The organism is Microbacterium sp. TWP3-1-2b2, from assembly GCF_049896145.1.
Taxonomy (GTDB): Bacteria; Actinomycetota; Actinomycetes; order Actinomycetales; family Microbacteriaceae; genus Microbacterium.
On sequence record NZ_JAFCTS010000001.1, the window covers coordinates 1215631 to 1241473 of the forward strand.

General features: G+C 66.5%; 25 protein-coding genes and 1 tRNA gene. 13 read left to right on the forward strand and 13 right to left on the reverse strand.

The window, feature by feature from the left end:
- Window positions 1–100: 100 nt before the first annotated feature.
- The gene (cysK, locus tag ACP7AR_RS06120) at window positions 101–1039 is read left to right on the forward strand and encodes a cysteine synthase A (protein ID WP_426183780.1); all 939 of its coding nucleotides are present in this window, start codon (window positions 101–103) and stop codon (window positions 1037–1039) included.
- 7 nt (window positions 1040–1046) lie between these two features.
- Entirely contained in the window at window positions 1047–1619 is a 573-nt protein-coding gene (gene epsC / locus ACP7AR_RS06125) for a serine O-acetyltransferase EpsC (RefSeq protein WP_426183782.1), read from the forward strand.
- Window positions 1620–1632: 13 nt separating this feature from the next.
- Here the strand turns inward: epsC and ACP7AR_RS06130 are convergent, their stop codons facing one another.
- From ACP7AR_RS06130 to lysA, 6 genes are all read right to left on the reverse strand, one after another.
- Window positions 1633–2034, reverse strand: coding sequence for a hypothetical protein (locus tag ACP7AR_RS06130; RefSeq protein ID WP_426183784.1), 402 nt, complete (start codon window positions 2032–2034; stop codon window positions 1633–1635).
- A 29-nt stretch (window positions 2035–2063) separates the two neighbouring features.
- A complete protein-coding gene (gene prfA / locus ACP7AR_RS06135) occupies window positions 2064–3143 on the reverse strand; it encodes a peptide chain release factor 1 (RefSeq protein WP_426183786.1) in 1080 nt (359 codons plus the stop codon).
- Between the two features lie 24 nt (window positions 3144–3167).
- The gene (gene rho / locus ACP7AR_RS06140; protein WP_426183788.1) at window positions 3168–5255 is read right to left on the reverse strand and encodes a transcription termination factor Rho; all 2088 of its coding nucleotides are present in this window, start codon (window positions 5253–5255) and stop codon (window positions 3168–3170) included.
- Window positions 5256–5423: 168 nt separating this feature from the next.
- Window positions 5424–6356 (reverse strand): homoserine kinase, encoded by a 933-nt coding sequence (gene thrB, locus ACP7AR_RS06145; protein WP_426183790.1) that lies wholly within the window; start codon window positions 6354–6356, stop codon window positions 5424–5426.
- The gene (locus tag ACP7AR_RS06150) at window positions 6356–7738 is read right to left on the reverse strand and encodes a homoserine dehydrogenase (protein WP_426183792.1); all 1383 of its coding nucleotides are present in this window, start codon (window positions 7736–7738) and stop codon (window positions 6356–6358) included. The genes thrB and ACP7AR_RS06150 overlap by 1 nt, the downstream gene beginning before the upstream one ends.
- Window positions 7735–9147: a diaminopimelate decarboxylase gene (lysA, locus tag ACP7AR_RS06155; RefSeq protein WP_426183794.1), complete on the reverse strand. Its 1413-nt coding sequence runs from the start codon at window positions 9145–9147 to the stop codon at window positions 7735–7737. The genes ACP7AR_RS06150 and lysA overlap by 4 nt, the downstream gene beginning before the upstream one ends.
- A gap of 135 nt (window positions 9148–9282) precedes the next feature.
- Between lysA and ACP7AR_RS06160 the strand changes: the two genes are divergently transcribed.
- The gene (locus ACP7AR_RS06160) at window positions 9283–10371 is read left to right on the forward strand and encodes a YihY/virulence factor BrkB family protein (protein ID WP_426183796.1); all 1089 of its coding nucleotides are present in this window, start codon (window positions 9283–9285) and stop codon (window positions 10369–10371) included.
- Here the strand turns inward: ACP7AR_RS06160 and ACP7AR_RS06165 are convergent.
- Together ACP7AR_RS06165 and argS are read right to left on the reverse strand one after the other, a co-directional pair.
- A complete protein-coding gene (locus tag ACP7AR_RS06165) occupies window positions 10331–11086 on the reverse strand; it encodes an LmeA family phospholipid-binding protein (protein WP_426183798.1) in 756 nt (251 codons plus the stop codon). The two genes, ACP7AR_RS06160 and ACP7AR_RS06165, sit on opposite strands and share 41 nt — an antisense overlap.
- Window positions 11086–12750 (reverse strand): arginine--tRNA ligase, encoded by a 1665-nt coding sequence (argS, locus tag ACP7AR_RS06170; RefSeq protein WP_426183800.1) that lies wholly within the window; start codon window positions 12748–12750, stop codon window positions 11086–11088. Before argS ends, ACP7AR_RS06165 begins: the two co-directional genes overlap by 1 nt.
- Window positions 12751–12821: 71 nt before the next feature.
- Between argS and ACP7AR_RS06175 the strand changes: the two genes are divergently transcribed.
- Window positions 12822–13622 carry an SGNH/GDSL hydrolase family protein gene (locus tag ACP7AR_RS06175; RefSeq protein WP_426183802.1) on the forward strand — a complete coding sequence of 267 codons (801 nt, stop codon included), beginning with the start codon at window positions 12822–12824 and terminating at the stop codon, window positions 13620–13622.
- 76 nt (window positions 13623–13698) lie between these two features.
- Here ACP7AR_RS06175 and ACP7AR_RS06180 read toward each other — a convergent pair.
- Window positions 13699–13771, reverse strand: a tRNA-Arg gene (locus ACP7AR_RS06180).
- Between the two features lie 107 nt (window positions 13772–13878).
- Here ACP7AR_RS06180 and ACP7AR_RS06185 point away from each other — a divergent pair.
- From ACP7AR_RS06185 to ACP7AR_RS06220, 8 genes are all read left to right on the forward strand, one after another.
- On the forward strand, window positions 13879–14322 hold the full coding sequence (locus tag ACP7AR_RS06185) for a MarR family winged helix-turn-helix transcriptional regulator (RefSeq protein WP_426183804.1): 444 nt from the start codon (window positions 13879–13881) through the stop codon (window positions 14320–14322).
- A 23-nt stretch (window positions 14323–14345) separates the two neighbouring features.
- Window positions 14346–14768, forward strand: coding sequence for an organic hydroperoxide resistance protein (locus tag ACP7AR_RS06190; protein ID WP_426183806.1), 423 nt, complete (start codon window positions 14346–14348; stop codon window positions 14766–14768).
- 26 nt (window positions 14769–14794) lie between these two features.
- Window positions 14795–15772, forward strand: coding sequence for a zinc-binding dehydrogenase (locus tag ACP7AR_RS06195; RefSeq protein WP_426183808.1), 978 nt, complete (start codon window positions 14795–14797; stop codon window positions 15770–15772).
- 73 nt (window positions 15773–15845) lie between these two features.
- The gene (locus ACP7AR_RS06200; RefSeq protein WP_426183810.1) at window positions 15846–16964 is read left to right on the forward strand and encodes a MerR family transcriptional regulator; all 1119 of its coding nucleotides are present in this window, start codon (window positions 15846–15848) and stop codon (window positions 16962–16964) included.
- Window positions 16961–18160 (forward strand): MFS transporter, encoded by a 1200-nt coding sequence (locus ACP7AR_RS06205; protein ID WP_426183812.1) that lies wholly within the window; start codon window positions 16961–16963, stop codon window positions 18158–18160. The genes ACP7AR_RS06200 and ACP7AR_RS06205 overlap by 4 nt, the downstream gene beginning before the upstream one ends.
- A 112-nt stretch (window positions 18161–18272) precedes the next feature.
- Entirely contained in the window at window positions 18273–18416 is a 144-nt protein-coding gene (locus ACP7AR_RS06210) for a hypothetical protein (protein WP_426183814.1), read from the forward strand.
- A 270-nt stretch (window positions 18417–18686) separates the two neighbouring features.
- On the forward strand, window positions 18687–20111 hold the full coding sequence (thrC, locus tag ACP7AR_RS06215; RefSeq protein ID WP_426183816.1) for a threonine synthase: 1425 nt from the start codon (window positions 18687–18689) through the stop codon (window positions 20109–20111).
- 17 nt (window positions 20112–20128) lie between these two features.
- The gene (locus tag ACP7AR_RS06220; RefSeq protein WP_426183818.1) at window positions 20129–20749 is read left to right on the forward strand and encodes a GyrI-like domain-containing protein; all 621 of its coding nucleotides are present in this window, start codon (window positions 20129–20131) and stop codon (window positions 20747–20749) included.
- A 6-nt stretch (window positions 20750–20755) separates the two neighbouring features.
- On the opposite strand, the gene ACP7AR_RS06225 is transcribed toward ACP7AR_RS06220, so the two are convergent.
- The 4 genes from ACP7AR_RS06225 to ACP7AR_RS06240 are packed head-to-tail and all read right to left on the reverse strand — an operon-like array spanning window position 20756 to window position 23617.
- Window positions 20756–21148, reverse strand: a complete 393-nt coding sequence (locus ACP7AR_RS06225; protein WP_426183820.1) for a DUF1304 domain-containing protein — start codon at window positions 21146–21148, stop codon at window positions 20756–20758.
- A 26-nt stretch (window positions 21149–21174) separates the two neighbouring features.
- Entirely contained in the window at window positions 21175–22002 is an 828-nt protein-coding gene (locus ACP7AR_RS06230; protein WP_426183822.1) for a CPBP family glutamic-type intramembrane protease, read from the reverse strand.
- Entirely contained in the window at window positions 21999–22724 is a 726-nt protein-coding gene (gene trmB, locus ACP7AR_RS06235; RefSeq protein WP_426183824.1) for a tRNA (guanosine(46)-N7)-methyltransferase TrmB, read from the reverse strand. Before trmB ends, ACP7AR_RS06230 begins: the two co-directional genes overlap by 4 nt.
- Window positions 22725–22768: 44 nt before the next feature.
- Complete coding sequence (locus ACP7AR_RS06240; RefSeq protein ID WP_426183826.1) at window positions 22769–23617, reverse strand: DUF3097 domain-containing protein; 849 nt, start codon at window positions 23615–23617, stop codon at window positions 22769–22771.
- A gap of 148 nt (window positions 23618–23765) precedes the next feature.
- Here ACP7AR_RS06240 and ACP7AR_RS06245 point away from each other — a divergent pair, with 148 nt between their 5' ends.
- Window positions 23766–25778 (forward strand): TPM domain-containing protein, encoded by a 2013-nt coding sequence (locus tag ACP7AR_RS06245; RefSeq protein ID WP_426183828.1) that lies wholly within the window; start codon window positions 23766–23768, stop codon window positions 25776–25778.
- Window positions 25779–25843 lie beyond the last annotated feature (65 nt).

Here is a 25843-nt window from a genome sequence, read left to right on the forward strand (position 1 = left end):
CCTACGGCGCGGTCCGCGTCCCGCCTCGACACAATGTGCCGACGCTGCATCGACTCGAATAGGCTTGCGGTGCACCGTTCCACGAACGAAAGGCCAGAACATGTCAGGCATCCATTCCGACATCACCACCGCTTTCGGCAACACGCCGCTGGTTCGACTGAACCGCGTCACCGAGGGCGTGGGGGCCACAGTTCTGGCGAAGCTGGAGTACTACAACCCGGCATCCAGCGTGAAGGACCGCATCGGCATCGCGATGATCAACGCGGCCGAGGCATCCGGTGAGCTCAAGCCCGGAGGCACGATCGTGGAGTCGACCAGTGGCAACACCGGGATCGCCCTCGCGATGGTCGGCGCCGCACGCGGTTACAAGGTCATCCTGACGATGCCGGCATCCATGTCGAAGGAGCGCCGTGTGCTGCTCAAGGCGTTTGGCGCCGAGATCGTGCTGACCGACCCGACCAAGGGCATGAGCGGCGCGATCGAGGAGACCAAGAAGATCGTCGCGGACACCCCTGGTGCAGTCTGGATCAAGCAGTTCGAGAATGCGGCGAACCCGCAGATCCACCGTGAGACTACCGCGCAGGAGATCCTCCGCGACACCGACGGCGACATCGACATCTTCATCGCCGGCGTCGGCACGGGCGGTACCGTCACCGGGACCGGCCAGGCGCTGAAGGCCGCGAAGCCCGACGTGCAGGTGATCGCCGTCGAGCCGAAGGACTCCCCTGTCCTCACCGAGGGACATCCCGGTCCGCACAAGATCCAGGGCATCGGCCCGAACTTCGTACCAGGCGTGCTCGATCGTGATGTGCTCGACGAGGTCATTGCCGTCGAGTTCGACGAATCGCTGCGCCTGGCACGAGACCTCGCCGCCAAGGAGGGTCTGCTGGTCGGCATGTCTTCCGGGGCCGCCCTCGCCGCGGCTCTGCAGGTCGCCGCGCGTCCCGAGAACTCCGGCAAGACGATCGTCGTGGTCATGCCTGACACCGGGGAGCGTTACATCTCGACTGCGCTTTTCGAGGATCTGCGCGAGAGCTGACGCGTAAATGGGCATGATCGGGCGAATGCGCGAGGACGTCGCCGCCGCACGTCTTCGCGACCCTGCCGCACGGAGCGGCTTTGAACTGGTGCTGCTGTACCCCGGGCTGCACGCGATCTGGTGGCATCGGGTCTGGCATCGACTCTGGCGACGTGACATCCGTCTGGTCGCGCGTGCCGGCTCGCAGATCTCTCGATGGCTCACCGGCGTCGAGATCCACCCAGGGGCGAAGATAGGGCGACGCTTCTTCATAGACCATGGCATGGGGGTCGTGATCGGAGAGACGGCCGAGCTCGGCGATGACGTGATGCTCTACCACGGCGTCACGCTCGGCGGACGCACACGCGATGCGACTGGCAAACGACACCCGACGCTCGCGAACGGTGTCGTCGTCGGAGCCGGCGCGAAGATCCTCGGCCCGATCACGGTCGGCGCCAACACCGTCGTCGGAGCCAATGCCGTCGTCACAAAGGACGCGCCGAGCGACAGCATCCTCGTCGGGGTTCCGGCCAAGGCACGTCGACGCGCCGGCCGCGATGATTTCTCAGACCTGCGCGTGGTGTCCGACTACTCGATCTGAACAGGTCGGCGGATCAGCGCGTCCGGCGCGCCTGGACTTGACGTTTGAGGAAGATCAACGGCAGCAGAACGGTTCCGAGAGCCGAGATCAACCAGACGATCACTGAGCCGAGCAACCAGCCGGTGAGGTCGGTGATGTGCAGTCCGCCGATCGGCAGCAGCACCACGACGATCAGTGCCACGAGCGTCGAGAATATGCCGATCCCGCCCATCAGCACGGGTGCGTAGCGGTCTGCGAGCTTCGCTATCCATGGGCTCAGGACGCTCTGCAGGATCGCGAAGATGACGATGCACATGACGAAACCCCACCACTCGTCCCACTGGATGCGGAAACCCGGCAGCACGACATCGGCGACGATGAGCCCGACCCCCGCGGAGAAGAGGTAGATGAGCGTGCGGAACAGGAGGGTGATCACGCCCCGATCCTAGCCCCGGGGACGCGCGATCAGGAGTCCTGGCCGACTGCGGCGAGCCGGGCCTCTTCGTCTGCCGAGATAGCGCTCTCGATGATCGGATCCAGTGCGCCGTCCATCACCTGATCAAGGTTGTACGCCTTGAACCCTGTTCGGTGGTCGGCGATGCGGTTCTCGGGGAAGTTGTACGTGCGGATCCGCTCAGAACGGTCCATGCCGCGGATCTGCGACTTGCGCGCATCGGATGCCGCGGCATCCAGTTCCTCCTGCCGCTTGGCGAGGATGCGCGCACGCAGCACGCGCATGCCGGCTTCACGGTTCTGCAGCTGGGATTTCTCGTTCTGCATCGACACGACGATGCCGGTGGGAAGGTGCGTGATGCGCACGGCGGAATCCGTGGTGTTGACCGACTGCCCACCAGGGCCGGAAGAGCGGTAGACGTCGATCTTGAGATCGTTCTGACTGATTTCGACCTCATCCGGCTCATCCACCTCGGGGAAGACCAGTACACCAGTGGTGGAGGTGTGGATGCGCCCCTGCGACTCGGTCGCCGGCACCCGTTGCACGCGGTGCACGCCGCCCTCGTACTTCAGGTGGGCCCACACCCCTTGCGCCGGATCAGATGACGAGCCCTTGATCGCGATCTGGACGTCCTTGTAACCGCCGAGATCGGATTCGTTGCGATCGAGCAGTTCGGTCTTCCACCCTTTGTGCGCGGCGTACTGGATGTACATCCGCAACAGGTCGGCGGCGAACAGTGCCGATTCGGCACCGCCCTCCCCCGCCTTGATCTCCATGATCACGTCGCGGGCATCGTCGGGGTCACGAGGGATCAGCAGACGGCGCAGTCGCTCCTGAGCCTGTGCCAGTCCCTCTTCCAGGCCTGGCACCTCCTCGGCGAATGCCTCGTCCTCCTTGGCCAGCTCACGCGCGGCGTCGAGGTCGTCGGATGCCTCCCGCCATGCGTCATGAGCGGAGACGATCCGGCTGAGTTCGGCGTAGCGCCGGTTGACGCGCTTCGCTCGCGCAGCATCGGCGTGCACCGCCGGGTCGGAGAGTTCCTCCTGCACCCGACGGTGTTCGTCGATGAGGGCCTGGACGGATTCGAACACGCCTATGCTCCGATCAGTGTCGGATCAGCGGATGTTGTTCTCGTGGCCGTGGCTGTGCCCGCCGGCTGCAGGCGCCGGCATCGACTTCTGCATCTGCACGAGGAACTCGACGTTCGAGTTCGTCTCCTTCAGCTTGCCCAGGACGACCTCGAGGGCCTGCTGCTGGTCGAGACCTGCAAGTGCGCGGCGCAGCTTCCAGGTGATCTTGACCTCGTCGGCCGAGAGGAGCATCTCCTCGCGACGTGTGCTCGACGCGTTGACGTCGACGGCCGGGAAGATGCGCTTGTCGGCCAGCTGGCGGGACAGGCGCAGCTCGCTGTTGCCGGTGCCCTTGAACTCCTCGAAGATCACCTCGTCCATCTTGGATCCGGTCTCGACGAGGGCGGTCGCGAGGATCGTGAGCGATCCGCCGTTCTCGATGTTGCGCGCGGCGCCGAAGAAGCGCTTGGGCGGGTAGAGCGCCGAAGCGTCGACCCCGCCGGTGAGCACGCGACCGGATGCCGGGGCCGAGATGTTGTAGGCGCGACCGAGGCGAGTGATCGAGTCGAGCAGGACGACGACGTCGCGTCCCAGCTCGACCAGTCGTTTCGCGCGCTCGATGGCGAGCTCTGCGACGGTCGTGTGGTCTTCGGCCGGACGGTCGAACGTCGAGGCGATGACCTCGCCCTTCACCGTGCGCTCCATGTCGGTGACCTCTTCAGGACGCTCGTCGACCAGGACGACCATGAGGTGGACCTCGGGGTTGTTCTGAGCGATCGCATTGGCGATCTGCTGCAGCACGATCGTCTTGCCTGCCTTGGGCGGAGCGACGATGAGGCCGCGCTGGCCCTTGCCGATCGGCGCGACCAGGTCGATGATGCGCTGCGTCAGCTTCTCGGGCGCGGTCTCCAGACGCAGGCGCTCCTGCGGGTAGAGCGGCGTGAGCTTGCCGAATTCGACGCGCGTCGCGGCGTCTTCGACCGACAGCCCGTTCACGGAGTCGACCTTCACCAGGGCGTTGTACTTCTGGCGTCCCTGCTGCTCGTTCTCTCGAGGCTGCTTGATGGCACCGACGATCGCGTCGCCCTTGCGCAGGTTGTACTTCTTCACCTGGCCGAGCGAGACGTAGACGTCGCTGGCGCCGGCGAGGTAGCCCGTCGTGCGCACGAACGCATAGTTGTCGAGCACATCGAGGATGCCGGCGATCGGGATGAGCACGTCATCCTCGCCGATCTCGGTCTCGAACTCGTCGGACGTGGTGCCGCCGCGACGCTTGTTGCGCTGGCGCCCGCGGCCGTTGCCGTTCTCGTCATCGGACGACGGGCCGCTCTGCTGCTGCGGGGCGTCCTGACCACCGTTGCGGCCACGGTTGCGACTGCGGTTGCGGTTGCGGCCGCGACCGGTCCCCTCTTCACCCTCGTTGGCATCGGCGCCGTTGTTGTCGCCCGAGTCGGACTTCGCAGCCGACTGCCTGTTCTGCGACTGCTTGTTGTCAGTCTGCTTGTTGTCGGACTGCTTGTTGTCGGACTGCTTGTTGTCGGACTGGGCGGCGTCGGTGTCCTTGGCCGCAGGCGTGTGCTCTTCAGCGTCAGCGGCAGGCTTGTCCGTGGCCGAGCTGTCACCCGATGCATCGGCGGCGTCCGCTGCCGGTTCGGTCTTCTTGGCGCCACGACGGCCACGGCCGGTCGTCTTCGGCGCAGCCTTGGTCGCGGTGTCGTCCGTCGATGCGGCATCTGCCGGAGCGGTGTCAGAGCCGGGATCGGTCGGCTGCGCTGAAGCGGGTGCGTCTGCGGCCGGTGCGTCTGCGGCCGGTGCGGCGTCGGCGTCTGCCTTCTTCGCACGGCTGCGTCGCGGGGCCTTCGCCTTCGGCGCAGCGGGCTCAGCAGGCGCGTCGGCGGCCGCGGCAGTCTCAGTTGTCGGGGCAGCCGGGGCGGCCTCAGCTGCTTCGGCCTGCTCTGCCTTGGCGGCAGCGGTCGCGGTGTTCGCCCGGCGCGGCGCGCGCTTGCGCGCTGGCGCAGCGGTCTTCTCAGCCGCGGCGGTCTCAGATGCTGCGGGTGCAGCTTCTGCTACGGCAACGGACGCCTCAGTGGCGGACGATGCCTGGTCGGTCTGGGTCTCGGAGAAATTCTCCACGAGTACTCCCTCATATGTCGTGGGAAATGAGCATGTCTCGCGCACAACGGGTGCTGCGCGCGATCGCACGGGCAGATGCTCGGCACCTGCCGGCCAGGACCAGGAAAGAGGTTCTGGCGGTTGCGTGCGGATCTCGCAGAATTGCGATGGGGGCCAGATTCACGAAAACTACGTGGAGCCCTCCGCTCGATCCCTTACTGTACCACCACGCACGTCGACGGCGAGCATGAGCGCCTCCCACGGGGTGTCGGTGACGGATGCGGCGAGCTCGGCAGCCTCGAGTCGACTGCCTGGCCCGTCGGCGAGAACGAGAACGCTCGGACCTGCCCCGGAGACGACTGCGGCGAACCCCGCTCTGCGGAGGGTCTGCACCAGCGTGTGCGTCTCCGGCATCGCCTCGGCACGGTAGTCCTGGTGCAGTCGGTCGGCGGTCGCGTCGAGGAGAAGTTCCGGGCTCTGCGTGAGGGCGGCGATGAGCAGGGCGGAGCGGGACACGTTGAACACCGCATCCTCACGCGACACCTGCGGAGGCTGCAGCGATCGTGCGAGAACGGTCGACATCGTGCGTTCGGGGACGAGCACGAGCGGCGCGACGCCACGATGCACGAGCAGCTTCTTGTGCTGTGGACCGCGCTCCCCTGTCCACGCGATCGTCAGGCCGCCGAACAGCGCCGGGGCGACGTTGTCCGGGTGCCCTTCGAGCTCGGTGGCGAGGCGCAGCAGGTCGATGTCGGTGAAATCGACCTCGCCCTCCAGCAGGCCCTTGGCCGCCAGGACGCCGGCTGTCACCGCCGCGCCGGACGACCCGAGGCCGCGGCCGTGCGGCACGCCGTTGTGGGCGATGATCCGCAACCCCGGCATCGTACGGCCGACGTCCTTGTAGACGTGCTCGATCGAGCGGACGACGAGGTTCGACTCGTCGCGGGAGATCTCGGCAGCACCGGATCCGGTCACCTCGATCTCGAGGCGGTCGTCGGAGAGAGCGGAGACGGTCAACTCGTCGTAGACGCTGAGTGCCAGCCCGAGGGTGTCGAACCCCGGGCCGAGGTTCGCGCTCGTCGCAGGGACCCGCACTGTGACGGTGCGCTCTTCGGCGACCATCACTCGCCTTCCACGCGCAGCACCGACACGACACGCTCCACTACGGCACTCGCCGCGAGTCGTTCGACGGTGTCGCTGAGCGCGCGCTCAGTGGCTCTGTGGGTGCCGATGATGAGGCGCGCGGTCGCGTCGGCCTCGCCTTCACCCTCGACGGTCTGCACGACCGTCGCCACTGAGACGCCCCCCTCGCTCAGGATGCCGGCGACCGCGGCGAGTACGCCGGGCTGATCGTCGACCTCGAGGGTGATCTGGTAGCGCGTGACGACGTTTCCGATCGGAACGGTGGGCAGATTGGCACGGGTCGACTCCCCCACTCCGACACCCCCGGCGATGTGGCGACGCGCGGCGGACACGACGTCGCCGAGCACGGCCGATGCCGTCTGGACTCCGCCGGCACCCGCGCCGTAGAACATCAGGGAACCCGCGGCCTCCGCCTCGACGAAGACCGCGTTGTTCGCGCCGTGCACGGCGGCGAGCGGGTGGGTGCGTGCGACCAACGCCGGATAGACGCGCACGGAGATCGACTCCGCTCCGTCGACGTCGAGGCGCTCGCACACCGCGAGCAGCTTGATGACGAACCCTGCCGCGCGTGCCTCCTCGATCATCGAAGGGGTGATCTGCGTGATGCCCTCTCGATGAACGGCATCCAGAGGCACAGCGGTGTGGAAGGCGAGGGATGCCAGGATCGCCGCCTTCTGCGCGGCGTCGTAGCCCTCGACGTCGGCAGTCGGGTCGGCTTCGGCATAGCCGAGACGCTGCGCGTCGGCGAGGACTTCGTCGAAATCGGCGCCTTCACTGTCCATGCGGTCGAGGATGTAGTTCGTCGTGCCGTTGACGATGCCCATCAGACGCACGACGCGGTCACCCGCGAGCGAATCGCGCAGCGGACGGATGATCGGAATGGCTCCGGCGGCTGCGGCCTCGTAGTAGACCGAGGCTCCGACCTGGTCGGCGGCTTCGAAGAGTTCAGGACCGTGAGTCGCCAGAAGCGCCTTGTTGGCCGTGACCACATCGGCGCCGGAGTTCAGGGCGAGCAGCAGATTGCCACGGGCGGGCTCGATGCCGCCCATCAGCTCGATCACGATGTCGCTTCCGACGATCAGGCTCTCCGCATCGGTGGTGAGAAGATCCTTCGGAAGCTCGACATCGCGTTTCGCATCGATATCCCGCACTGCGATGCCGACGAGCTCGAGGGAGGCACCGGCGCGATCGCCCAGTTCGTCGCCATGCTGCAGCAGTATCCGAGCCACCTGCGAGCCCACGGCTCCCGCTCCGAGCAGAGCGACCCTCAGCCGCCGGTACTGCGTCGCATTGCTCCCCTGGAGGTGCGTCGCATCGCTCCCCTGGACGTGGGTCGCGTTGCTCCCTTGGAGGTGGGTCATCGTGCTCCTTCATTCGTGCTGATGCCGGCATCCCGTGCCAGTAGATCGTCGATGCTCTCGCCGCGCACGATCACGCGGGAACGGCCGTTCGAGACGGCGACGACCGGCGGGCGCGGGACATGGTTGTAGTTGCTCGACAGCGAGATGCAGTAGGCACCGGTCGCCGGAACGGCGAGCAGGTCTCCCGGTTCGACGTCGGCAGGGAGGTACTCATGGTCGACGACGATGTCGCCGGACTCGCAGTGCATGCCGACCACGCGGGCCAACGCCGGAGCATCGGTCCCCGCACGAGAGGCGAGACGCGCGGAGTACTGCGCTCCGTAGAGCGCCGCACGAGGGTTGTCGCTCATGCCGCCGTCCACGCTCACGTACAGACGGCTTGCGCCGGAATCGAGTCGTACGTCCTTGGTCGTGCCGACCTCGTAGAGGGTGACACCTGCGGGGCCGACGATCGCTCGTCCCGGCTCGAAGGCGAGTTGCGGGATCGACATACCGAGCTCCGCGCAGCCGTCGGCGACGGCGGCGACGATCTCGGAGGCGAGCTGCTCGATCGGAGTCGGGTCGTCCACGCTCGTGTAGGCGATCCCGAAACCGCCGCCGAGGTTCAGCAGCGGGATGGCGCCTCCGGCGAGCAGCCTCTGATGCAACTCGAGCACTCGAGACGCGGACTCGCGGAAGCCGGCGACACCGAAGATCTGCGAGCCGATGTGGCAATGCAGGCCGATGAATTCCATTCCCGGCGCTTCACGGATGCGGGCGACAGCGATCTCGGCATCCGCGAACGTCATGCCGAACTTCTGGTCCTCATGAGCCGTCGCGAGGAAGTCATGAGTCTCGGCGTGCACGCCGCTGTTGACGCGGACCAGCACCCGCTGAACGACGCCAGCGCGCGCAGCCGCCGCGGCGATGCGCTCGATCTCCACCGCGCTGTCGACGATGATCGTTCCGATGCCGATCTGCACCGCACGCTCGATCTCGCTCACGGACTTGTTGTTGCCGTGGAACCCGATCCTCGATGGATCGACGCCAGCCGCCAATGCCACTTCGAGCTCACCGCGGCTGCAGACGTCGACGTTGAGCCCCTCCTCGGTCACCCAGCGTGCGACCGCCGTCGAGAGGAACGCCTTGCCGGCGTAATAGACCTTCGCCGTCGTGCCGTGCGCGGACGCAGCCGCTGTGAAGGAGTCCGTGAACGCACGAGCGCGTGCGCGCACCTCCGCCTCATCGAGGACCAGAAGCGGAGTGCCGTGCGTACGGACGAGTTCGATCGCGGACACACCTCCGATCGAGATGGCGTCGCCGGCGTCACGGTGGGCGGATGCCGGCCAGACTGTCGGGGCGAGAGCGTTGGGGTCTTCGGGCACGACAAGCCACTCCGGGGCGAGCGAGACAGCAGGAGAATGCACCACACACCAATCGTCGGGAGGGATCCTCGGGCAAGATCACGCCATGCGAGGTTGCCCCGATTCTAAGGCAACGACCACGGGCTGCCCGTACGCGCAAGCCCCTCGCGGAGTCAGATCTCGATTCATTACGGTGAAGGCATGGATACTGCACGAAGCGGCGACCCGGTGAGTGAGAAGAAGTCGGGCGGCATCGCCGGACTTCTCGGATCCGTGATCGCATGGGCACTGGCGCGGAGGATCGTGCGCGCCGTACTTCTCTACTCCGAGCGACGAGGACCGATGCTCGCAGACAGCATCACATATCGGGCCCTGTTCAGCGTGTTCGCCGGTCTTCTGCTCGGATTCTCGATCGGCGCGATCGTGCTGGCAGGTAACGAGGAGGCGTGGGCGGCCATCATCACTGCCGTCGACTCCGCAGTGCCTGGGCTCGTGGGAGAAGGAGGGATCGTCGAAGACCCCTCATCCGTCAACGCGCTGGAAGGATTCTCGATCGCCGGCATCGTCTCGCTGATCGCATTGGTCGGCGCCGCTCTCGGCGCGATCGGCTCCCTTCGCATCGCCGTGCGCACCATCGCAGGCGCGGTGCTCGACGACGTGTTCTGGCTCTGGGTGATACTTCGCAACCTCGCTCTCGCGGTCGCGATCGGGGCGTCGTTCCTCGCCGCGGCCGCCGTCACGTTCCTGGCGCGCATCGGACTCGGGTTCGTGACGGATCTGCTCGGCCTGCCATCGGATTCCGTCGCCGCCGAATGGGGAATCAGAGTCGTGTCGCTTCTCGTCGTGTTCGCGCTGGACGCCCTTCTGATCTTCGGCGTGTTCCGGCTGCTCTCAGGACAGCGCGTCGGAGCCCGCACGATCTGGTCAGGAGCACTGCTGGGCGGCGTCGGTCTTCTCGTGCTGCAGGAGCTGTCGAGCCTGTTCGTCGGAGGTGCGAGCTCCAATCCCCTGTTGGCCTCGTTCGCTTCGCTGCTGGCTCTGCTGATCTGGTTGAACCTCAGCGCTCAGGTGATACTCATCGCGTGCGCGTACATCGTCACCGGGGCTGAAGAGGAGCACGACCGCGTTTCGGCGACAGAAGGCGCACGCACTTTCGCTCAGCGTCGGGTGCGACGCGCCCAGCAGGATGTGCAGGCGGCGACCGCTGCCCTGCGCGCGGCGGAGAAGGACGCATCAGCCGAGCTGGAGGCTAAGGACACACGCCGTTCTCCTGAAGCTTCTCGTCCGTGACGATCGCACCGTCGACCTGGATGTCGACCACGACCTCGTCATCGTCGACCATGAGATCGGTCATGGTGAGCCCCGCCGGCAGCTGATCGGCGATGCAGATGCGCTGCGTCTCGGTGAGCTGCTCTGCGATCGAGCCGAAGCGATCGGCGACCTGCTGGGCGTTCAGCGTCGCACCCGCGACCTGCAGCGAGACGGGTGTCAGCAGCAGCGCTCCCGCGTCTGCGCCGGGCGTGACCGTCAACGCGATCGGCAGCGAGATGCCGAACACGGCGAGGCTGCCCGAAACCGTGACGTCGGGCTCGGCGAACTCGACCGAGTCGATCGGCAGATCGGATGCCGTGACGAGCGTCGTGAACTGCTCGGCGTCGACCCGCACCGTCCCCCGAGCGTCGGAGAGATCCCCTCCGCTGAGCGGGACGCCCTCGGCGGTGACATCGGCGGCGCCTGAGATGCCACCGATCGTGACGGAATCGGTCGACAGATGCAACTGGTCGAGCCGTCCGCCGATCAGCTGCGGCAGCAGGATGCCAGACGCGTCGACGTCGAGCTGCTGGTCGGCAGGGAGGTCGAGCTGCTCGATCACGATTCCGCGCGCGATGCCTGGAAGGACAGTCCGCGCGACGAGCTCGGCCGCGACGACCAGCACCGCGAGGACGAGCACGACGATGAGCAGCACCCACGGCCAGCGTGCGCGGCGCACCCTCTCGGTCGTCATCACATGCGTTCCGGAGCGGAGACGCCGAGCAGCCCCAGCCCGTTGCGCAGAACCTGACCGGTGGCATCGTTCAACCACAGACGCGTGCGGTGCACGCTCTCGATCGGGTCGTCGCCGAGCGGCGTGACGCGGCAGTTGTCGTACCAGCGGTGATAAAGCCCCGCGAGTTCCTCCAGGTAGCGGGCGACGCGGTGCGGCTCACGCACCTGCGCGGCGAAGGCGACGATCCGTGGGAACTCCTGCAGCGCACCGAGGAGCGCGGATTCCGTCTCATGAGTCAGCGTCTCCGGAGAGAACTCGGAGCGGTCAACACCCGAATCGGCGGCGTTGCGACCGACATTGTGAGTGCGAGCGTGCGCGTACTGCACGTAGAAGACCGGGTTGTCGTTGGTGCGCTTCTGCAGCAGTTCCGGATCGAGATCCAGCGGCGAGTCTGCCGGCGAGCGCTCCAGCGAGTACCTCAGAGCATCGGTGCCGAGCCAGTCGAGAAGGTCGTCCATCTCGATGATGTTCCCGGCGCGCTTGGAGAGCCGGGCCCCGTTGATCGACACCATCTGGCCGATCAGCACCTCGACGTTCTTCTCGGGGTCCTGACCTGCGGCGCCGGCGATCGCCTTGAGACGGTGCACGTAGCCGTGGTGGTCGGCTCCCAACAGGTAGATCTTGTTCTCGAAGCCGCGGTCGCCCTTGCTCAGGTAATACGCGGCGTCGGCGGCGAAATACGTGTACTCGCCGTTCGAACGACGGATCACGCGGTCCTTGTCATCGCCGAAGTCAGTGGTGCGCACCCAGACGGCGCCGTCCTCGTCGAAGACATGGCCCTGCTCACGGAGGCGATCCACGGCCTGATCGATCAGGCTGGTGCCTGCGGCATCCTTCGCATGCAGCGTGCGCTCCGAGAACCACACGTCGAAGGGCACGTTGAAGCGGTCGAGGGAGTGCTTGATCTCGGCGAGCTGGAAGTCGTACGCGAGGTCCTCCGCCACTCGGAGCTGCTCGGCATCGGGCAGTTCGAGCAGATCGGGGCGCGCCTCGACGACACGCTCGGCGAGCGCCTGGACATACTGGCCCGGATAGCCGCCCTCTGGGGTCGGCTCGCCCTTGGCCGCGGCGATGATCGAGCCGGCGAATCGCTGCATCTGCGCGCCTGCGTCATTGATGTAGTACTCGCGGACCGCGTTCGCGCCGCTGGCGAGCAGCAGACGCACGATCGAGTCACCGAGCGCAGCCCAGCGCGTATGCGCGATGTGGAGCGGACCTGTCGGGTTCGCCGACACGAACTCGACATTGACGCTGACACCCGCCTGAGAGTCATTGGTGCCGTATGCGGTGCCCGCGTCGACGATCGTCTTGGCCAGGACGCCCGCTGCGGCCGCATCGAGTCGGAAGTTGATGAAACCGGGGCCGGCGACCTCGGCGCTCCTGACGCCGTCGACGGCGACGATCTCCTCCGCGATGCGCTGTGCGAGTTCGCGCGGATTCGTTCCGAGCTTCTTCGCGAGTCGCATCGCGATGTTGGATGCCCAATCCCCGTGGTCGCGGTTGCGCGGACGCTCCAGTGCGATGTCGGACGCTTCGAGGCCGAGCGCCTCATCGGGTCGCAGGGTCGCAGCGATCGGCGTGACGACTGCGAGGAGGGCTTCGGCAAGGGTGTCGGGGTTCATAGCCTGTCAAGTCTACGGCGCGTCGCGCCCTGGAATTTTCCGTTCGGGCCATCGTCGCTTACCCTCTTGCCATGGCTCCGGGGAGGATGCGGCGGGGTGCCCGCGCGACAGCGGTGCTCGTCGCGCTCACAGCCGCCACGGTCGCTGTGGTCCTCGGCGTCTGGCGTCCATGGGTCGCCGCACCGATCGAGTCGCCGGTACTCGCCTCTGAAAAGGTCGTCACCGTGGCTCCTGCACCCCTCGTCCTGCCGGAGCATCCGCATGTCCTCGTCTTCGGGGACTCGTGGACCTACGGCTCCGCAGCAAGCGATCCGACGCTCGGATACGCCTATGTTCTGAGCGAGCTGATGGGCGCCGAGACGACGGTGGACGGCGTGCGTGGCAGCGGCTATCTGAAGCCGGGACTCGATGGTCCGGCCTTCGGTGAACGGATCGCCGCTCTGGATCCGGCGATCGATCCCGACCTCGTGATCATCCAGGGGTCCATCAACGATCGGGCCTCGGGCGCCGCGGGGTACCGCGAGGCCGTCACCGCGGCGTGGGACGCGTTGGCCGCGACCTATCCGGATGCCACGATCGTCGTGCTGGGCCCGGCTCCGCACGAGCTGCCCGTCGCCGCAGCCACCGCCCGCATCGATCAGGATCTCGCAGCTCTTGCCGGCGGTAGGGGCTGGTGGTACATCTCCCCGGTGCAGGACGACTGGATCTCCGATCAGAACTACCTCGCGGTGATCGATGTCGACCTCGGCAACAGGCATCCGTCCACGGAAGGCCACCGATACCTCGCGGAGAAGGTCGCCGCGGCACTGGCAGAGCTCATGGCGGCTCCCGTGACGGAGGCCGGCGGTGCCGAGACTCCGCCCGAACAGTGAAGACCGCAGCGTGATCCTGACCGGCTCATGACGCGAGAAGGCCCGTCCGACAGGACGGGCCTTCTCGCGTCTACGGTGCCCCCGACAGGAGTCGAACCTGCGACCTACGGTACCGGAAACCGGCGCTCTATCCACTGAGCTACGGAGGCGTACCGAACGACGATATCACTGGTCGGGACAGCTCCGAGCACGCGTCGGGCGCCGTCAGGGCGCCACACTCAGCTTGCGCACAACTCAGTTGTACACAATTGAATTCATGAGCGTGACCGACGAGATGCTGTGCTTCTCCCTGTACTCCGCCACCAGGGCGACGACTCAGGCGTACCGCACCCTGCTCGCCCCGTGGAAGCTGACCTACCCTCAGTACCTCGTGCTCGTCATCCTCTGGTGCGACGGCGAGCAGACGATCCGCTCGCTCGGTGCCGCGATGCAGCTTGATTCCGGCACCGTCTCCCCCCTGGTGCGCAGACTCGAACAGGCGGGCCTCGTGGCGAGGGAGCGCAGTGCTGACGACGAACGAGTGGTCACTGTCAGCCTCACCGACGAGGGCAATGCCCTCCGCACCGAACTCTCGCCAGTGCACGCGAAGATCGCCGGTCTTGCCGGCGTCCACGACGAAGCGCAGCGGCAGCGGCTCATCGAGGAGCTGCACGCCCTGACCGTGCTGCTGCAAGGCGTCAGCACGCCCAGCGACATCTGACCACCTCTCGAAAGGAATCACCTATGGACGCTCTCTACACTGCCGAAGCACTCGCCACCGGTGCAGGCCGCAACGGCCGCGTCACGACCGGCGAAGGACGTCTCGACCTCGAATTGGCCGTCCCTCAGGAGATGGGCGGCAGCGGTGACGGGGCGAACCCGGAGCAGCTCTTCGCCGCCGGCTATGCCGCATGCTTCCACTCGGCTCTGCAGAGCGTCGCGCGCGCGCAGAAGGTGAAGATCGCCGACTCATCGGTCGGCGCCCGCGTCAAGATCGGCTCGAACGGCGACGGCGGATTCGGCCTCGCCGTCCAGCTCGAGGTCGTCATCCCCGATCTTCCCCACGAGCAGGCCCAAGCACTCGCGGATGCCGCGCATAAAGTCTGCCCGTATTCGAACGCGACGAGGGGCAACATCGACGTCGCGATCACCGTCTCCGACGACTGACCTACCGAAGACGAAAGGCATCCATCATGCGTGCGCTCATCCATCACACTTTCGGCGAGCCGGAAGACGTACTGACCGTCGAAGACCGTCCACTTCCCGATCCCGGCCCTGGGCAGGTGCGGCTTCGCGTCCTGCTCTCGCCGATCCACAACCACGACCTCTGGACCATCCGCGGCACCTACGGGTTCAAACCAGCGCTGCCGGCCGCATCCGGAACCGAAGCGCTCGGCATCGTCGACGCGCTGGGTGAAGGTGTCGAAGGTCTGGAGGTCGGCCAGCGAGTCGTCACCGGCGGCACCTTCGGGGCATGGGCCGAATACCTCATCACCAAGGCTGCTGGGCTCATCCGCGTTCCGGAGTCGATCCCCGACGAGAGTGCGTCGCAGCTCATCTCCATGCCCTTCAGTACCATCAGCCTGCTGGAATTCCTCGCGGTCAAGGAAGGCGATTGGATCGTGCAGAACGCCGCGAACGGCGCTGTGGGCCGTATGCTGGCGCAGCTCGGAGCCGCCCGCGGGGTGAACGTGATCGGGCTCGTCCGCCGCGCTGAAGGCGTCGAAGAGCTTCGCGCCCAGGGCATCGCCGATGTGGTCGCCACAGATCAGGACGATTGGCGCGAGCGCGCGGCGGCGCTGACGGGTGGAGCCCCGATCACCGCGGGCGTCGACTCCGTCGGTGGCGAGGCATCCGGACAGGTGCTGTCGCTCATCGCGGAGAACGGGACGCTGGTCGCCTTCGGCGCCATGAGCTCCCCTGTGATGGAGATCTCCTCCGGCGACGTGATCTTCAAGCAGGCGACAGTGAAGGGCTTCTGGGGCAGCAAGGTCAGCAAGGCCATGGACCCCGGCACACGAGCCGCTCTGTTCAGCGAGCTCATCAGACGAGTCGGCGACGGCACGCTCACCCTGCCCGTCTCCGGCGTCTTCGACGCCGCTGATGTCGGAGATGCCGTGCGCGCGAGCAACACGCCAGGTCGAGTCGGCAAGGTGCTGCTGAAGTTCTGACCCGTTCGACGTGTCTCGCGCAGTTCGCACGCGCTCTTGACCTTCAGCCAGGGTGAACGTCGATCATGGGTTCATGACGCAGCCTCGCGAGCCTGAGGGCCTCCCGCAGCACATCGCTGCGCAGGAGCCGTTGCAGACGATCGCCGCCTTCGCTCGAGCAGTCGGAATCAGCACCAGCGCTCTGCGCCAGTACGGCGAGAGCGGGCTCATCGCACCTGCCAGTGTCGAAGCACGCACCGGCTACCGCTACTACTCACTCGACCAGCAGCAGGAGGCGATCTGGATACGCCGCCTCCGGGACGCGGGGCTCAGCCTCGACCGGATCAGAGCAGTGTTCGAGAGCGACCCTGCTGCGGCGGAGACGATTCTGGGTGAATGGGTCGCCGATGCGCACGATCGATCCGCCTCCATCGAGGCACTGGTCGACGATCTGATCCTCACCCGGCGAGCGCGATTCAGCACGGGATCGGTGACGACGACATCCGTCCGACTCGACGGAACGGTTCTGGCGTCGGCTTTGGCCCAGGTGATGAGTGCGCGCACGGACGCCGAGGAAGACGACGGCTTCGACGGCGCGCTCCTCGAGATCGGATCCGGATCCGCCGCGATCGTCGCCACTGATCGTTTTGTTCTTCTGACACGCACCAGCATCCCCGCGATCGTCGACGGTCCACCCGTGAGGGTGAGGTTCTCGTCCGCCCCGATACGCGAGTGGCTCCGAGTTCGGGCCGACGTGGTGCTCCTCGTCGAAGCACACGTCGGTCGACACGGACGACCCGCTCTGAACGTCCGGCTTCGAGACCATCGTGGTGAGGAAGTCGAACTGGTGGTGCGATCGGACGTGTTCCCGAGCGTGCACCGCATCCTGGCCGAAGAACCAGCACCTGCGGGCAGAGTCGTCTTCCGACGGGAAGATGTCCTGCACCTTGCCGAACGATCAATGACCCGTGATGTCGCGCTCGCCTGTGACGGAGCCCGATCGACGCTGTCCTGCGCCGACCTCACGGTCTCCGGGGCATCCACGGCCACGCTCCCCGGTCTCAGGCTGTCTGGACGCACATTGAGTCGCATAGCCGAGGCATCCGTGGGGCCCGAGATCGTGTGCGATGTCAGCGGGCACGAACGGGCCCTGGTCTGGCGGAGCCCGAGCCAACCGGACTTCGCCGCACTCATGATGCCGCGGATGACATGAGCCGGCACGGCACGTCGTGGGGTCTCAACACATGGATCGCCGCGACTGTCGCCTCAGAGCTCGGCGCCGGTGTTCTCACTTTCGCATTGACGTGGACGGCGTCCGGTCATGGCCCCTCGGTCGCGGCCGCGGTGCTCACTGTCTCGGTGGCGCCGTCCGTTCTGCTCGGCCTGCTCGGCGGCGCCGTCGCCGACCGCTTCGGGCCACGACAGGTGATGATCTTCGGCACGCTCTCGTTGCTCCTCGTCAGCGCAGGTCTCGCCATCGCCGTCTCTCTGACGGGAACGACGCCGACGCTGCTGTTGATCACCGCGGCCCTGATCGGCACCGTGGCGGCTTTCCATCGCCCCGCTGCCGGCATCTTCCCTCGGCTGTTCGTCTCTGACAGCGCGCTCGGGGCGGCCATGGCACGGGTGGGAATGGCCGGGCAGCTCTCGCGGACGATCGCTCCCCCGCTCGGCGGCCTGCTCATCGGCGTGATCACGTTGAGCGGCGTCGCCCTTCTCGACGTGCTGGCCGGTGCCGCGACGCTCGTAGCGCTTCTCATGATCCGCCCACCGCGTCCGCATGAGCCAGGGACTGACGCGGTGACTCTTCGGGGCATCGTCGCGGGCATCACCACAGCGCGTGCAACTTCCGGCGTGCCGGCGCTGCTCGCGTGCGTCGGGATCGTCGCCGGGGCGGTGATCCCGGCAGTACTTCTCGGAATACCCCTCGCCGCTCGCGAACGCGGGTGGTCAGCATCCGAGGCGGGTCTGATCGAGGCGGGTTGGATAGCAGGCGGCCTCATCAGCGGGGCGTGGTTCGCATGGCGTGGAACCGCATCAAGGGCCTGGCGGCCGATGGCCATCGGACCGCTGATCGTCGCAGCGGGTCTCGGTGTGCTCGCCTTCGCATCAGCCTGGACCTTCGCCGCGGCCGGCACCGCACTCGTCGGCATAGGGGTCGTCGTCTTCACCGCCCACGTCTTTCCGACGTACATCCTGCTCGCGCCCACCTCGATGGTGTCGCGTTTTCAGAGCCTGCTGATACTCGTGCAACAGGCTCCGCAACTCGCTGTGACTCCGGCGATCGGATTCTTCGTCGCCGCTGCCGGCACGATGCCGATGATCGCCGTGTCAGGCGTGCTCGCCTCGCTGGCGTCTCTGGTCGTGCTCGGCGATCGAACGCTGCGGGCATTCTCAGTGGATCGCTGAGTCCCGTCGCAGTCAGCACCTGCCGCACCCAAGCCGTCTACGGCAGAAGTCAACCCCCGTGCCACAGCCGCGGCGGCGACGTAGATTCGGACTCCGATCAGAGGAGAAGGACATGAGCGATCCCCAGAACCCGCACGGCACACCCGGAGCTGACGAAGAGGCCGACACGGCGTCCGGTGGCGCCCCGGAGAAGCCCAGCGAAGAGAACACCACCGACGACGACGGCACTCCTGTGGAGAACCCCTCCGGCGGCTGATCGAAGCCGCGCTTCAGACGTGACGCGTGTCCGCGATACGGTGCACACGTGACGATCACGACGGTTCTGTTCGATCTCGATGGCGTTGTTCGGCACTTCGATCCGAACAACGTCAGAGAGATCGAGCAGAGACACTGAATCCGGCTTCTGGAGAGGGGATCTCGCGCCGCGCGTGAGCGACGCCACCGGAGCGTAACCCCGACGCCTCACGCCCTACGATAGAACCGACGATCCCGACACCCATCTCCCAGCACAATCGAGGTTCGAGACTTGCAGTACATCTCCACGCGCGGCGGCACGCTAGGACAGTTCAGCGACGTCCTTCTCGAAGGACTCGCGCCCAACGGCGGCCTCGCCGTTCCAGAGACGCTGCCACAGCTCGGGGCCGACGATCTCGAGCGTCTGCGGCCGCTGAGCTACCCCGAGCTCGCGACGGAGATCATCGGACTCTTCGCCACGGACATCCCCCGCGAAGACCTCGCCCGTCTCACTGCGGCGGCGTACGGCGGCGGAAAGTTCGCAGCCGATGAGATCGTCCCGATCAGCGAGATCGGCGAGGGCATGACGCTCGTCGGCCTGTCCGAGGGACCCACGCTCGCTTTCAAGGACATGGCGATGCAGTTCCTCGGCGAGGCGCTGGAGTACGTGCTGGAGAAGAGCGACCGTGTGCTGAACGTGCTCGGCGCGACCTCGGGCGACACCGGATCGGCCGCCGAGCATGCACTCCGCGGCCGCCACCGCGTCTCGATCTTCATGCTCTCCCCACAGGGACGGATGAGTGCGTTCCAGCGTGCGCAGATGTACTCGCTGCAAGACGAGAACGTGCACAACATCGCCGTCGAGGGTGTCTTCGACGACTGCCAGAATCTCGTCAAGCGCCTCGCGACAGACCTCGAGTTCAAGCGGGCGCACAATCTCGGCGCGGTCAACTCGATCAACTTCGGCCGCATCTCGGCGCAGATCGTCTATTACGTGTGGGCATGGTTGCGCATCACGGATGCCGTCGCCGAGAGCGAGCGCGCGGTGTTCGAGGTCTCGTTCGCGGTGCCCTCAGGTAATTTCGGCAACATCCTGTCGGGCCACTACGCGAAGAGTATGGGCGTTCCGATCCGCAAGCTCGTGCTCGCGTCGAACGAGAACAACGTCCTCGACGAGTTCTTCCGCAGCGGCCACTACCGGCCGCGCAGCGCGCAGGACACGCGTGCGACGTCGAGCCCGTCGATGGACGTCTCCCGCGCGTCGAACCTCGAACGGTTCGTCTTCGATCTGCTCGGCCGCGACCCGGAGCGGACTGCGGCGGCCTGGCACGAACTGGAGGAGCGCGACGAGATCGACCTCTCCGGCGAGCGCGATCGGTTCGAGTCGGAGTTCGGCATCGTCAGCGGCACCAGTACGCACGACGATCGCATCGCCACGATCCGCGAGTTCTCCGAGAACAGCGGCGTGATCCTCGACCCGCACACCGCCGATGGAGCGAAGGTCGCCCGTGCGCACGTCGAGCCCGGCATCCCGATGCTCGTTCTCGAGACCGCCAAGCCCGCGAAGTTCGCCGACCTCATCATCGAGGCCCTCGGGACCACGATCGATCCGGATGCCGACACCCAGGCCATGCTGGATGCTCCGCCGCGCGTGACGAACATGCCGCACGATGAGCAGCAGCTGCGCGAGTACATCAGCGAGCGTGCGCTGAGCTGAGGCGGTAGCCTCGGGCCATGCCGGACAAGACCGACTTCAAGAAGACGATCGATGCGTACCGCGCCAGAAAGGGCCGCTTCGACATCATCGACGTCCCCGAGCTGAACTACCTCATGATCGACGGACACGGTGACCCGAACAGTTCGCCGGAGTTCACCACTGCCGTCGAGGCGCTCTATCCGCTCGCCTACACCATGAAGTTCGCCAGCAAGCGCACTCTGGATCGCGACTACACGGTCATGCCGCTCGAAGGACTCTGGTGGGCGGAGGACCATGCCGCGTTCACTGCCTCTCGGGACAAATCGAAGTGGGACTGGACGCTGATGATCATGCAGCCCGAGTGGATCGATCACGAGATGTTCGCGGATGCGGTCGCCACGACATCCGCGAAGAATCCAGCCGCGCGCGTGAACGAAGTGCGCTTCGGCTCATACGCTGAGGGGCTGTGCGTGCAGACGCTGCACGTCGGAGCGTTCGATGACGAGGAGCCGGTGCTCGCGGAGATGCACGACGTGTTCATCCCGCACAACAGCCTACGGATGACGGGGAAGCACCACGAGATCTATTTCAGCGACCCGCGCAAGGGCGCGCCGGAGCGGCGTCGCACGATCCTCCGCCAGCCGGTGGTCGCCGCCTGAGACCGGTCAGCCCACCGCGACTGCCACCGCGGTGACGATGATCGCGAGCAGCGGCAGTCCGCCCTGCATCGCCGCAGACCTCGCCATCTTCGGGTTCGACAGCACCAGCACGAGCGCGGCGGCGAGCATCATCCCGGTTCCGGCGAACACCAGGGTGAGTCCGACTGTCGTGAGGCCGGACAGCACCAGCGCGATGCCGAGCAGCGTCGCGAGCGCGAGGAACAGGTTGTAGAAGCCCTGGTTGAAGGCCAGCGGCTTCGTCGTCTCGGCATCCGCCTCGCTGGCCACGCCGAAGATCTTGCGTGTCTCGGGCTCCGTCCATCTCAATGACTCGAGAGCGAAGATGAAGACGTGGAAGGCGGCGGCAGCCGCCGCGAGGACCAGACCGAAGATGAGCATGGACTGATTCTGCCCCACCGCCGCCCTCAGAGCAGGAAGATCGGCAGCAACCCTGGATTGTGCGCGTGAACGAGCACCGCGAACACCACGGCGTCGAACAGCAGATGCACCGTGACCACGTAGGCGAGCGAGTGCGTCTTCAAGAAGATGTACCCCTGCAGCAGCGCGAACGGGATCGTCAGCACCGGACCCCATTCGCGGTAGCCGAGCTCCCACAGGAACGACACGAACACGATCATCTGCAGCACGTTCGCGAGCGCATCCGGGAAGTGCCGACGCAACAGCGCGAAGACCGTGCAGATGAAGAACAGTTCGTCCCAGATCCCGACCGCACCCACGCCGACGAAGAGCCGCGCGATCAGCTCGGGAGTGTCAACGACCGGCCAGTTCAGATATACGCCGCTGGTGATGAAGTAGAACGGCAGGATCAACCATCCGAGGACGAGCACGGCGATGAGCCACCCCCACTGCAGACGTCCCCAACGCCGGTGCGTGCGCCAGGGGAAGCTGATCGCTCTGTCGCGATAGAGGAATCGCGAGATCACGTAGGGCACGGCCACTGCTCCGCCGAGTGCGAGAGTGAAGCGCAGCATCGCCATGTTGTCGAGCTCTGCCGCGAGCGGAATCACGCTGACGATGAGCAGGCCGAGCGCGATCAGCGAAAGGTCGCGAGTGAGCGAGGGGGCGGATGCTGTCACCGCGCCCCGCTCGATGAGCAGGGCCGTCCCGATTCCTGCCGCGAGCAGTGCCCACCCCAGCCAGGTCCACTGGGCGACGAAGAACGCCGGAGCCGCGAGACACACCAGCAGCGCCGGGACGAGCGCCGGCATCCAGGCGACCGCCGGCCGCGTCATGCCCGCGTCTTACGGCGGTACACGAGGTCTCTGATGTCGCGTCCCTTGGCGATCCCCTTGCGCTCGAAGGCCGTCATGACACGCCCGTCGAATCGCTCGGCCCACTCCCCCTCGAACGCACGCTCGAACTGCGGCTCGCCATCCAGCACCTCGCGCATCTGCAGCGCGTAGTCCTCCCAATCGGTCGCAAGGCGGAGCAGACCGCCGTCCTCCAACGCGCGGGCAGCGGCATCGCCGAACCCGGAGCGCACCAGCCGCCGCTTGGTGTGGCGCTTCTTGTGCCAGGGATCGGGGAAGAAGATCCAGACCTCGGATGCCGCGCCCTCCGGCAGGTAGGAGGCGAGCACTTCAGGAGCGTTGGCCTCGACGAGTCGCAGGTTTCGCACTCCGGCCTTGTCCGCGTCGAGCATGGTGCGGGCAAGTCCTGCCCGGAACACTTCGATCGCGAGGAAATCGTCGTCGGGCCGTGAGGTCGCCGCCGAGATGACCGCGTGCCCCTGACCTGATCCGATCTCGACGAACAGGCGTGCGTCGCGGCCGTACGCGACCGCTGGGTTCAATCGCGCGTCCGCGTGCACGCTCGTGGAGGCGACACCACGTGGGACGTCCAGCAGATACTGCGGCGCGAGCTCGTCGAACGCGCGGTCCTGCGCTTCCGACATCCGTCCACTCCGGCGAACGAACGAGACCGGTTCTTCACGGAAGACGGGGGTTTCGGGCATGCATCGATCTTAACCGGCGTCGCGGTCCGCACCCTTCGCCAAGCTCAGGAGCCACCCGTCGCGGGTTCGGTCACGAAGTCGATCAGCTCTTCGACCCGGCCGAGCAGCGCCGGTTCGAGATCGCGGTAAGTGTGCACCTTGCTCAGGATGTGCTGCCAGGCCCGACCTGTGTCGCCCTGCGTCTCATGCGGCCAGCCGAAGGCGCGACAGATCCCCGTCTTCCAGTCCGTTCCTCGCGGAATCTCCGGCCATCGAGAAATGCCCAGCGTCTTCGGCGTGACGCACTGCCACACGTCGATGAACGGGTGCCCGACGATCTTCAGGTGCCGCCCGTGCGGACCGCGCAGGATGCCGTCCGCGATCCGCGATTCCTTGGAGCCGGGCACGAGATGATCGACCAGCACACCGTAGCGACGCGTGGCACTCGGCGGCTCGGCCTTCAGAAGCTCTTCGAGCTTGTCGACACCCTGAAGAAACTCGACAGCGACGCCCTCGACCCGCAGGTCCGCACCCCACACCTTCTCCACGAGTTCCGCGTCGTGCTTACCCTCGACCAGGATACGACTGGGCAGCGCGACGCGCGCACGTTGATCGGCGACGGCGAACGAGCCGGATGCCGTGCGCTTCGCCGCCTGCTTGGACGGAGCCGGCGGCGTGAGTCGCACCGGTTCTCCGTCGATCAGGAACCCGCCTCCGAGTGGGAACAGTCGCTTGCGGCCATGGAAGTCCTCAAGCTCGACGTTGCCGCCCTGAACCCGTGTCACGGCTCCGCAGAAGCCGTCCTGAGCCACCTCGACCACGAGGTCATGCTCGGCTGCCACGTCCGGAACCTGCTTGGCGCCGCGATTTCGCCACCCGCTTGCGAGCACATCCGAGCCGTACCTGTCGTCCATGCCTTCCAGCGTATGTGCCGCCTCGACGCTTCCCGGCGGCGACACAGACTCTTTCCCTAGAGTCGCTATCGTCGGTCGACGGTGTTGAATAGACTCGATGCGCACGGGGGTTCTGAGCCGCCCCGGAGGGAGCACAATGCGGACTCGTATGACGGTCGTGCTGGGGTTGATCGTGGCGATGTTCACTTCGGGTTGGGTCGGATCGGCCGCGATCGCGACGCCTCCTGTGTCGCTCGGCTCCGACTTCGTCACCGATGAGGCCGGCGTTCTGAGCTCCAGTGAACTGGATGCTGCGAACGCTCGGCTCAGCGAGTTGGCCACAGCCGACGGCGGCGACCTTTACGTCGTGTTCGTCGACGAGTTCACCGACCCTGCCGACAGCGTGGCCTGGACCGATCAGACAGCGGGCGACAACGGACTGGGTGCGGATCAGTACCTGATCGCGGTCGCCGTCGACGCAGGACAGTATGCGATCTCCGCAGATGCCAGCGGTCCATTGAGCGACGAGCAGATCGACACCGTCGTGCAGGCCATGGAGAACGGCCTGCGCGCGGGTGACTGGGACGGCGCTGTCATCGCCGCCGCAGACGCCTTCCCCGGTCAGGCCGCAGACGCGGGCGGTTTCCTCGGCATCCTTCTGGTCCTCGTGATCGTGGCGGTCGTCGTGATCGTCATCGTGTTGATCGTCCGATCCCGCAAGAAGAAGAAGGATGCTGCGCGTCCGACGGTCCCGGATCCGAACGACCCGTACGCCGCTGTGAGCGATGAGGACCTGGCGAAGCAGGCGGGCAGCGCGCTCGTGCAGGCCGACGACGCGATCACCTCGAGTCGCCAAGAGGTCGGTTTCGCCGTCGCCCAGTACGGCGAGGATTCGACCGCCGCATTCACACAGGTCGTGGAGGCCGCCCACGCGAAGGTCGCCGAGGCCTTCGCCCTCAAACAGCAGATCGACGACGAAGTACCGGACTCGGCCGAGCAGCGCCGCGCCTGGCACATCCAGATCATCCAGCTGTGCGACGCGGCCGACGACCTGCTCGACGATAACGTCGAAGCCTTCGAAGAGCTTCGCAAGCTCGAAGCAGAAGCGCCTCAGGCTCTCGAGCGGCTCACGGCGCGCCGCACGGCCGCCCAGGAGAGTCTCGCCAGCGCGCCTGCCGCCCTCGCTGCGCTGTCGCAGAGTTATGACGCGGCAGCCCTCGCTACGGTCGCGGAGAATCCCGCGCAGGCGCAGCAGCGGCTGTCGCTCGCCGATTCCGAGATGGCAGAGGCGTCTCGGCTCATCGCGGCAGGCAAGAACGGTGAGGCTGCCTTCGCGATACGCACTGCTGAAGCCGCAGTCCAGCAGAGCGAAAAGCTCACCGCAGCGGTCACGAACCTCGGCGCGCACCTCGCCGCAGAGGAGGAACAGGCTCGTGCGCTCATCGCCGACCTGGAAGCCGATCTCGCAGCGGCGGAAGCGATGCCGGACGCTCAGGCGCAACTGGCGCCGCTCATCGCCCGCACACGGACGAACATCGACGCTGCGCAGCAGGGCCTGCAAGCCGCCCGCCGCAATCCGCAGCAGGTGATCGACACGCTCGACGCGGCGAACGCCCAGATCGACGCTGCGCTCGGACAGGCACGTGAAGCCTCGGCGCTCGCGCAGCGCACTCAGCGGATCCTGCAGCAGCGACTCACTCAGGCTCAGGCGCAGATATCAGCTGCCAACGACTTCATCACGACACGACGCGGTGCGATCGGTGCGACGGCACGCACCCGCCTCGCCGAAGCCAACGCGGCGTACTCGGAGGCTGTGGCGAACCAGGCGTCTGACCCGGCCCTGGCCACTGAGCGAGCGACCAGGGCTGCGAACCTCGCCGGTGAAGCCATCTCGTACGCACAGAGTGAGGTGTCCTCCTTCAACGACGGCGGCTGGGGAGGCGGCGCGTGGAGCGGTGGCGGATACAATCGCGGCAGCGATCTGGGCGGCGACATCCTCGGCGGCATCCTCGGCGGTCTTCTCAGCGGTGGAGGCTCCAATCGCGGCGGCGGTGGCAGCTGGAGCGGCGGAAGCAGCTGGCGCTCCAGTGGCAGCAGCCGCAGCAGCCGTCCCTCGAGCTTCGGCGGCTCGCGCAGCAGCGGATCCCGTAGCGGCGGACGCTCCAGAGGGGGGCGCTTCTAGCATCCGTTCCTTCTTCTCACGACGTAATCGACCTCAGAACACTCCGTCTCAACCGAAAGGAAACA

What these genes read in the sequence shown, in the direction of transcription:
- cysK (WP_426183780.1), top strand. Translation starts at nt 101, where the DNA reads ATGTCAGGCATCCATTCCGACATCACCACCGCTTTCGGCAACACGCCG.
- epsC (WP_426183782.1), top strand. Translation starts at nt 1,047, where the DNA reads ATGGGCATGATCGGGCGAATGCGCGAGGACGTCGCCGCCGCACGTCTT.
- thrB (WP_426183790.1), bottom strand. Translation starts at nt 6,356, where the DNA reads ATGGTCGCCGAAGAGCGCACCGTCACAGTGCGGGTCCCTGCGACGAGC.
- ACP7AR_RS06150 (WP_426183792.1), bottom strand. Translation starts at nt 7,738, where the DNA reads ATGACCCACCTCCAAGGGAGCAACGCGACCCACGTCCAGGGGAGCGAT.
- ACP7AR_RS06160 (WP_426183796.1), top strand. Translation starts at nt 9,283, where the DNA reads ATGGATACTGCACGAAGCGGCGACCCGGTGAGTGAGAAGAAGTCGGGC.
- ACP7AR_RS06165 (WP_426183798.1), bottom strand. Translation starts at nt 11,086, where the DNA reads ATGACGACCGAGAGGGTGCGCCGCGCACGCTGGCCGTGGGTGCTGCTC.
- argS (WP_426183800.1), bottom strand. Translation starts at nt 12,750, where the DNA reads ATGAACCCCGACACCCTTGCCGAAGCCCTCCTCGCAGTCGTCACGCCG.
- ACP7AR_RS06175 (WP_426183802.1), top strand. Translation starts at nt 12,822, where the DNA reads ATGGCTCCGGGGAGGATGCGGCGGGGTGCCCGCGCGACAGCGGTGCTC.
- ACP7AR_RS06185 (WP_426183804.1), top strand. Translation starts at nt 13,879, where the DNA reads ATGAGCGTGACCGACGAGATGCTGTGCTTCTCCCTGTACTCCGCCACC.
- ACP7AR_RS06190 (WP_426183806.1), top strand. Translation starts at nt 14,346, where the DNA reads ATGGACGCTCTCTACACTGCCGAAGCACTCGCCACCGGTGCAGGCCGC.
- ACP7AR_RS06195 (WP_426183808.1), top strand. Translation starts at nt 14,795, where the DNA reads ATGCGTGCGCTCATCCATCACACTTTCGGCGAGCCGGAAGACGTACTG.
- ACP7AR_RS06200 (WP_426183810.1), top strand. Translation starts at nt 15,846, where the DNA reads ATGACGCAGCCTCGCGAGCCTGAGGGCCTCCCGCAGCACATCGCTGCG.
- ACP7AR_RS06205 (WP_426183812.1), top strand. Translation starts at nt 16,961, where the DNA reads ATGAGCCGGCACGGCACGTCGTGGGGTCTCAACACATGGATCGCCGCG.
- ACP7AR_RS06210 (WP_426183814.1), top strand. Translation starts at nt 18,273, where the DNA reads ATGAGCGATCCCCAGAACCCGCACGGCACACCCGGAGCTGACGAAGAG.
- ACP7AR_RS06220 (WP_426183818.1), top strand. Translation starts at nt 20,129, where the DNA reads ATGCCGGACAAGACCGACTTCAAGAAGACGATCGATGCGTACCGCGCC.
- ACP7AR_RS06225 (WP_426183820.1), bottom strand. Translation starts at nt 21,148, where the DNA reads ATGCTCATCTTCGGTCTGGTCCTCGCGGCGGCTGCCGCCGCCTTCCAC.
- ACP7AR_RS06230 (WP_426183822.1), bottom strand. Translation starts at nt 22,002, where the DNA reads ATGACGCGGCCGGCGGTCGCCTGGATGCCGGCGCTCGTCCCGGCGCTG.
- trmB (WP_426183824.1), bottom strand. Translation starts at nt 22,724, where the DNA reads ATGCCCGAAACCCCCGTCTTCCGTGAAGAACCGGTCTCGTTCGTTCGC.
- ACP7AR_RS06240 (WP_426183826.1), bottom strand. Translation starts at nt 23,617, where the DNA reads ATGGACGACAGGTACGGCTCGGATGTGCTCGCAAGCGGGTGGCGAAAT.
- ACP7AR_RS06245 (WP_426183828.1), top strand. Translation starts at nt 23,766, where the DNA reads ATGACGGTCGTGCTGGGGTTGATCGTGGCGATGTTCACTTCGGGTTGG.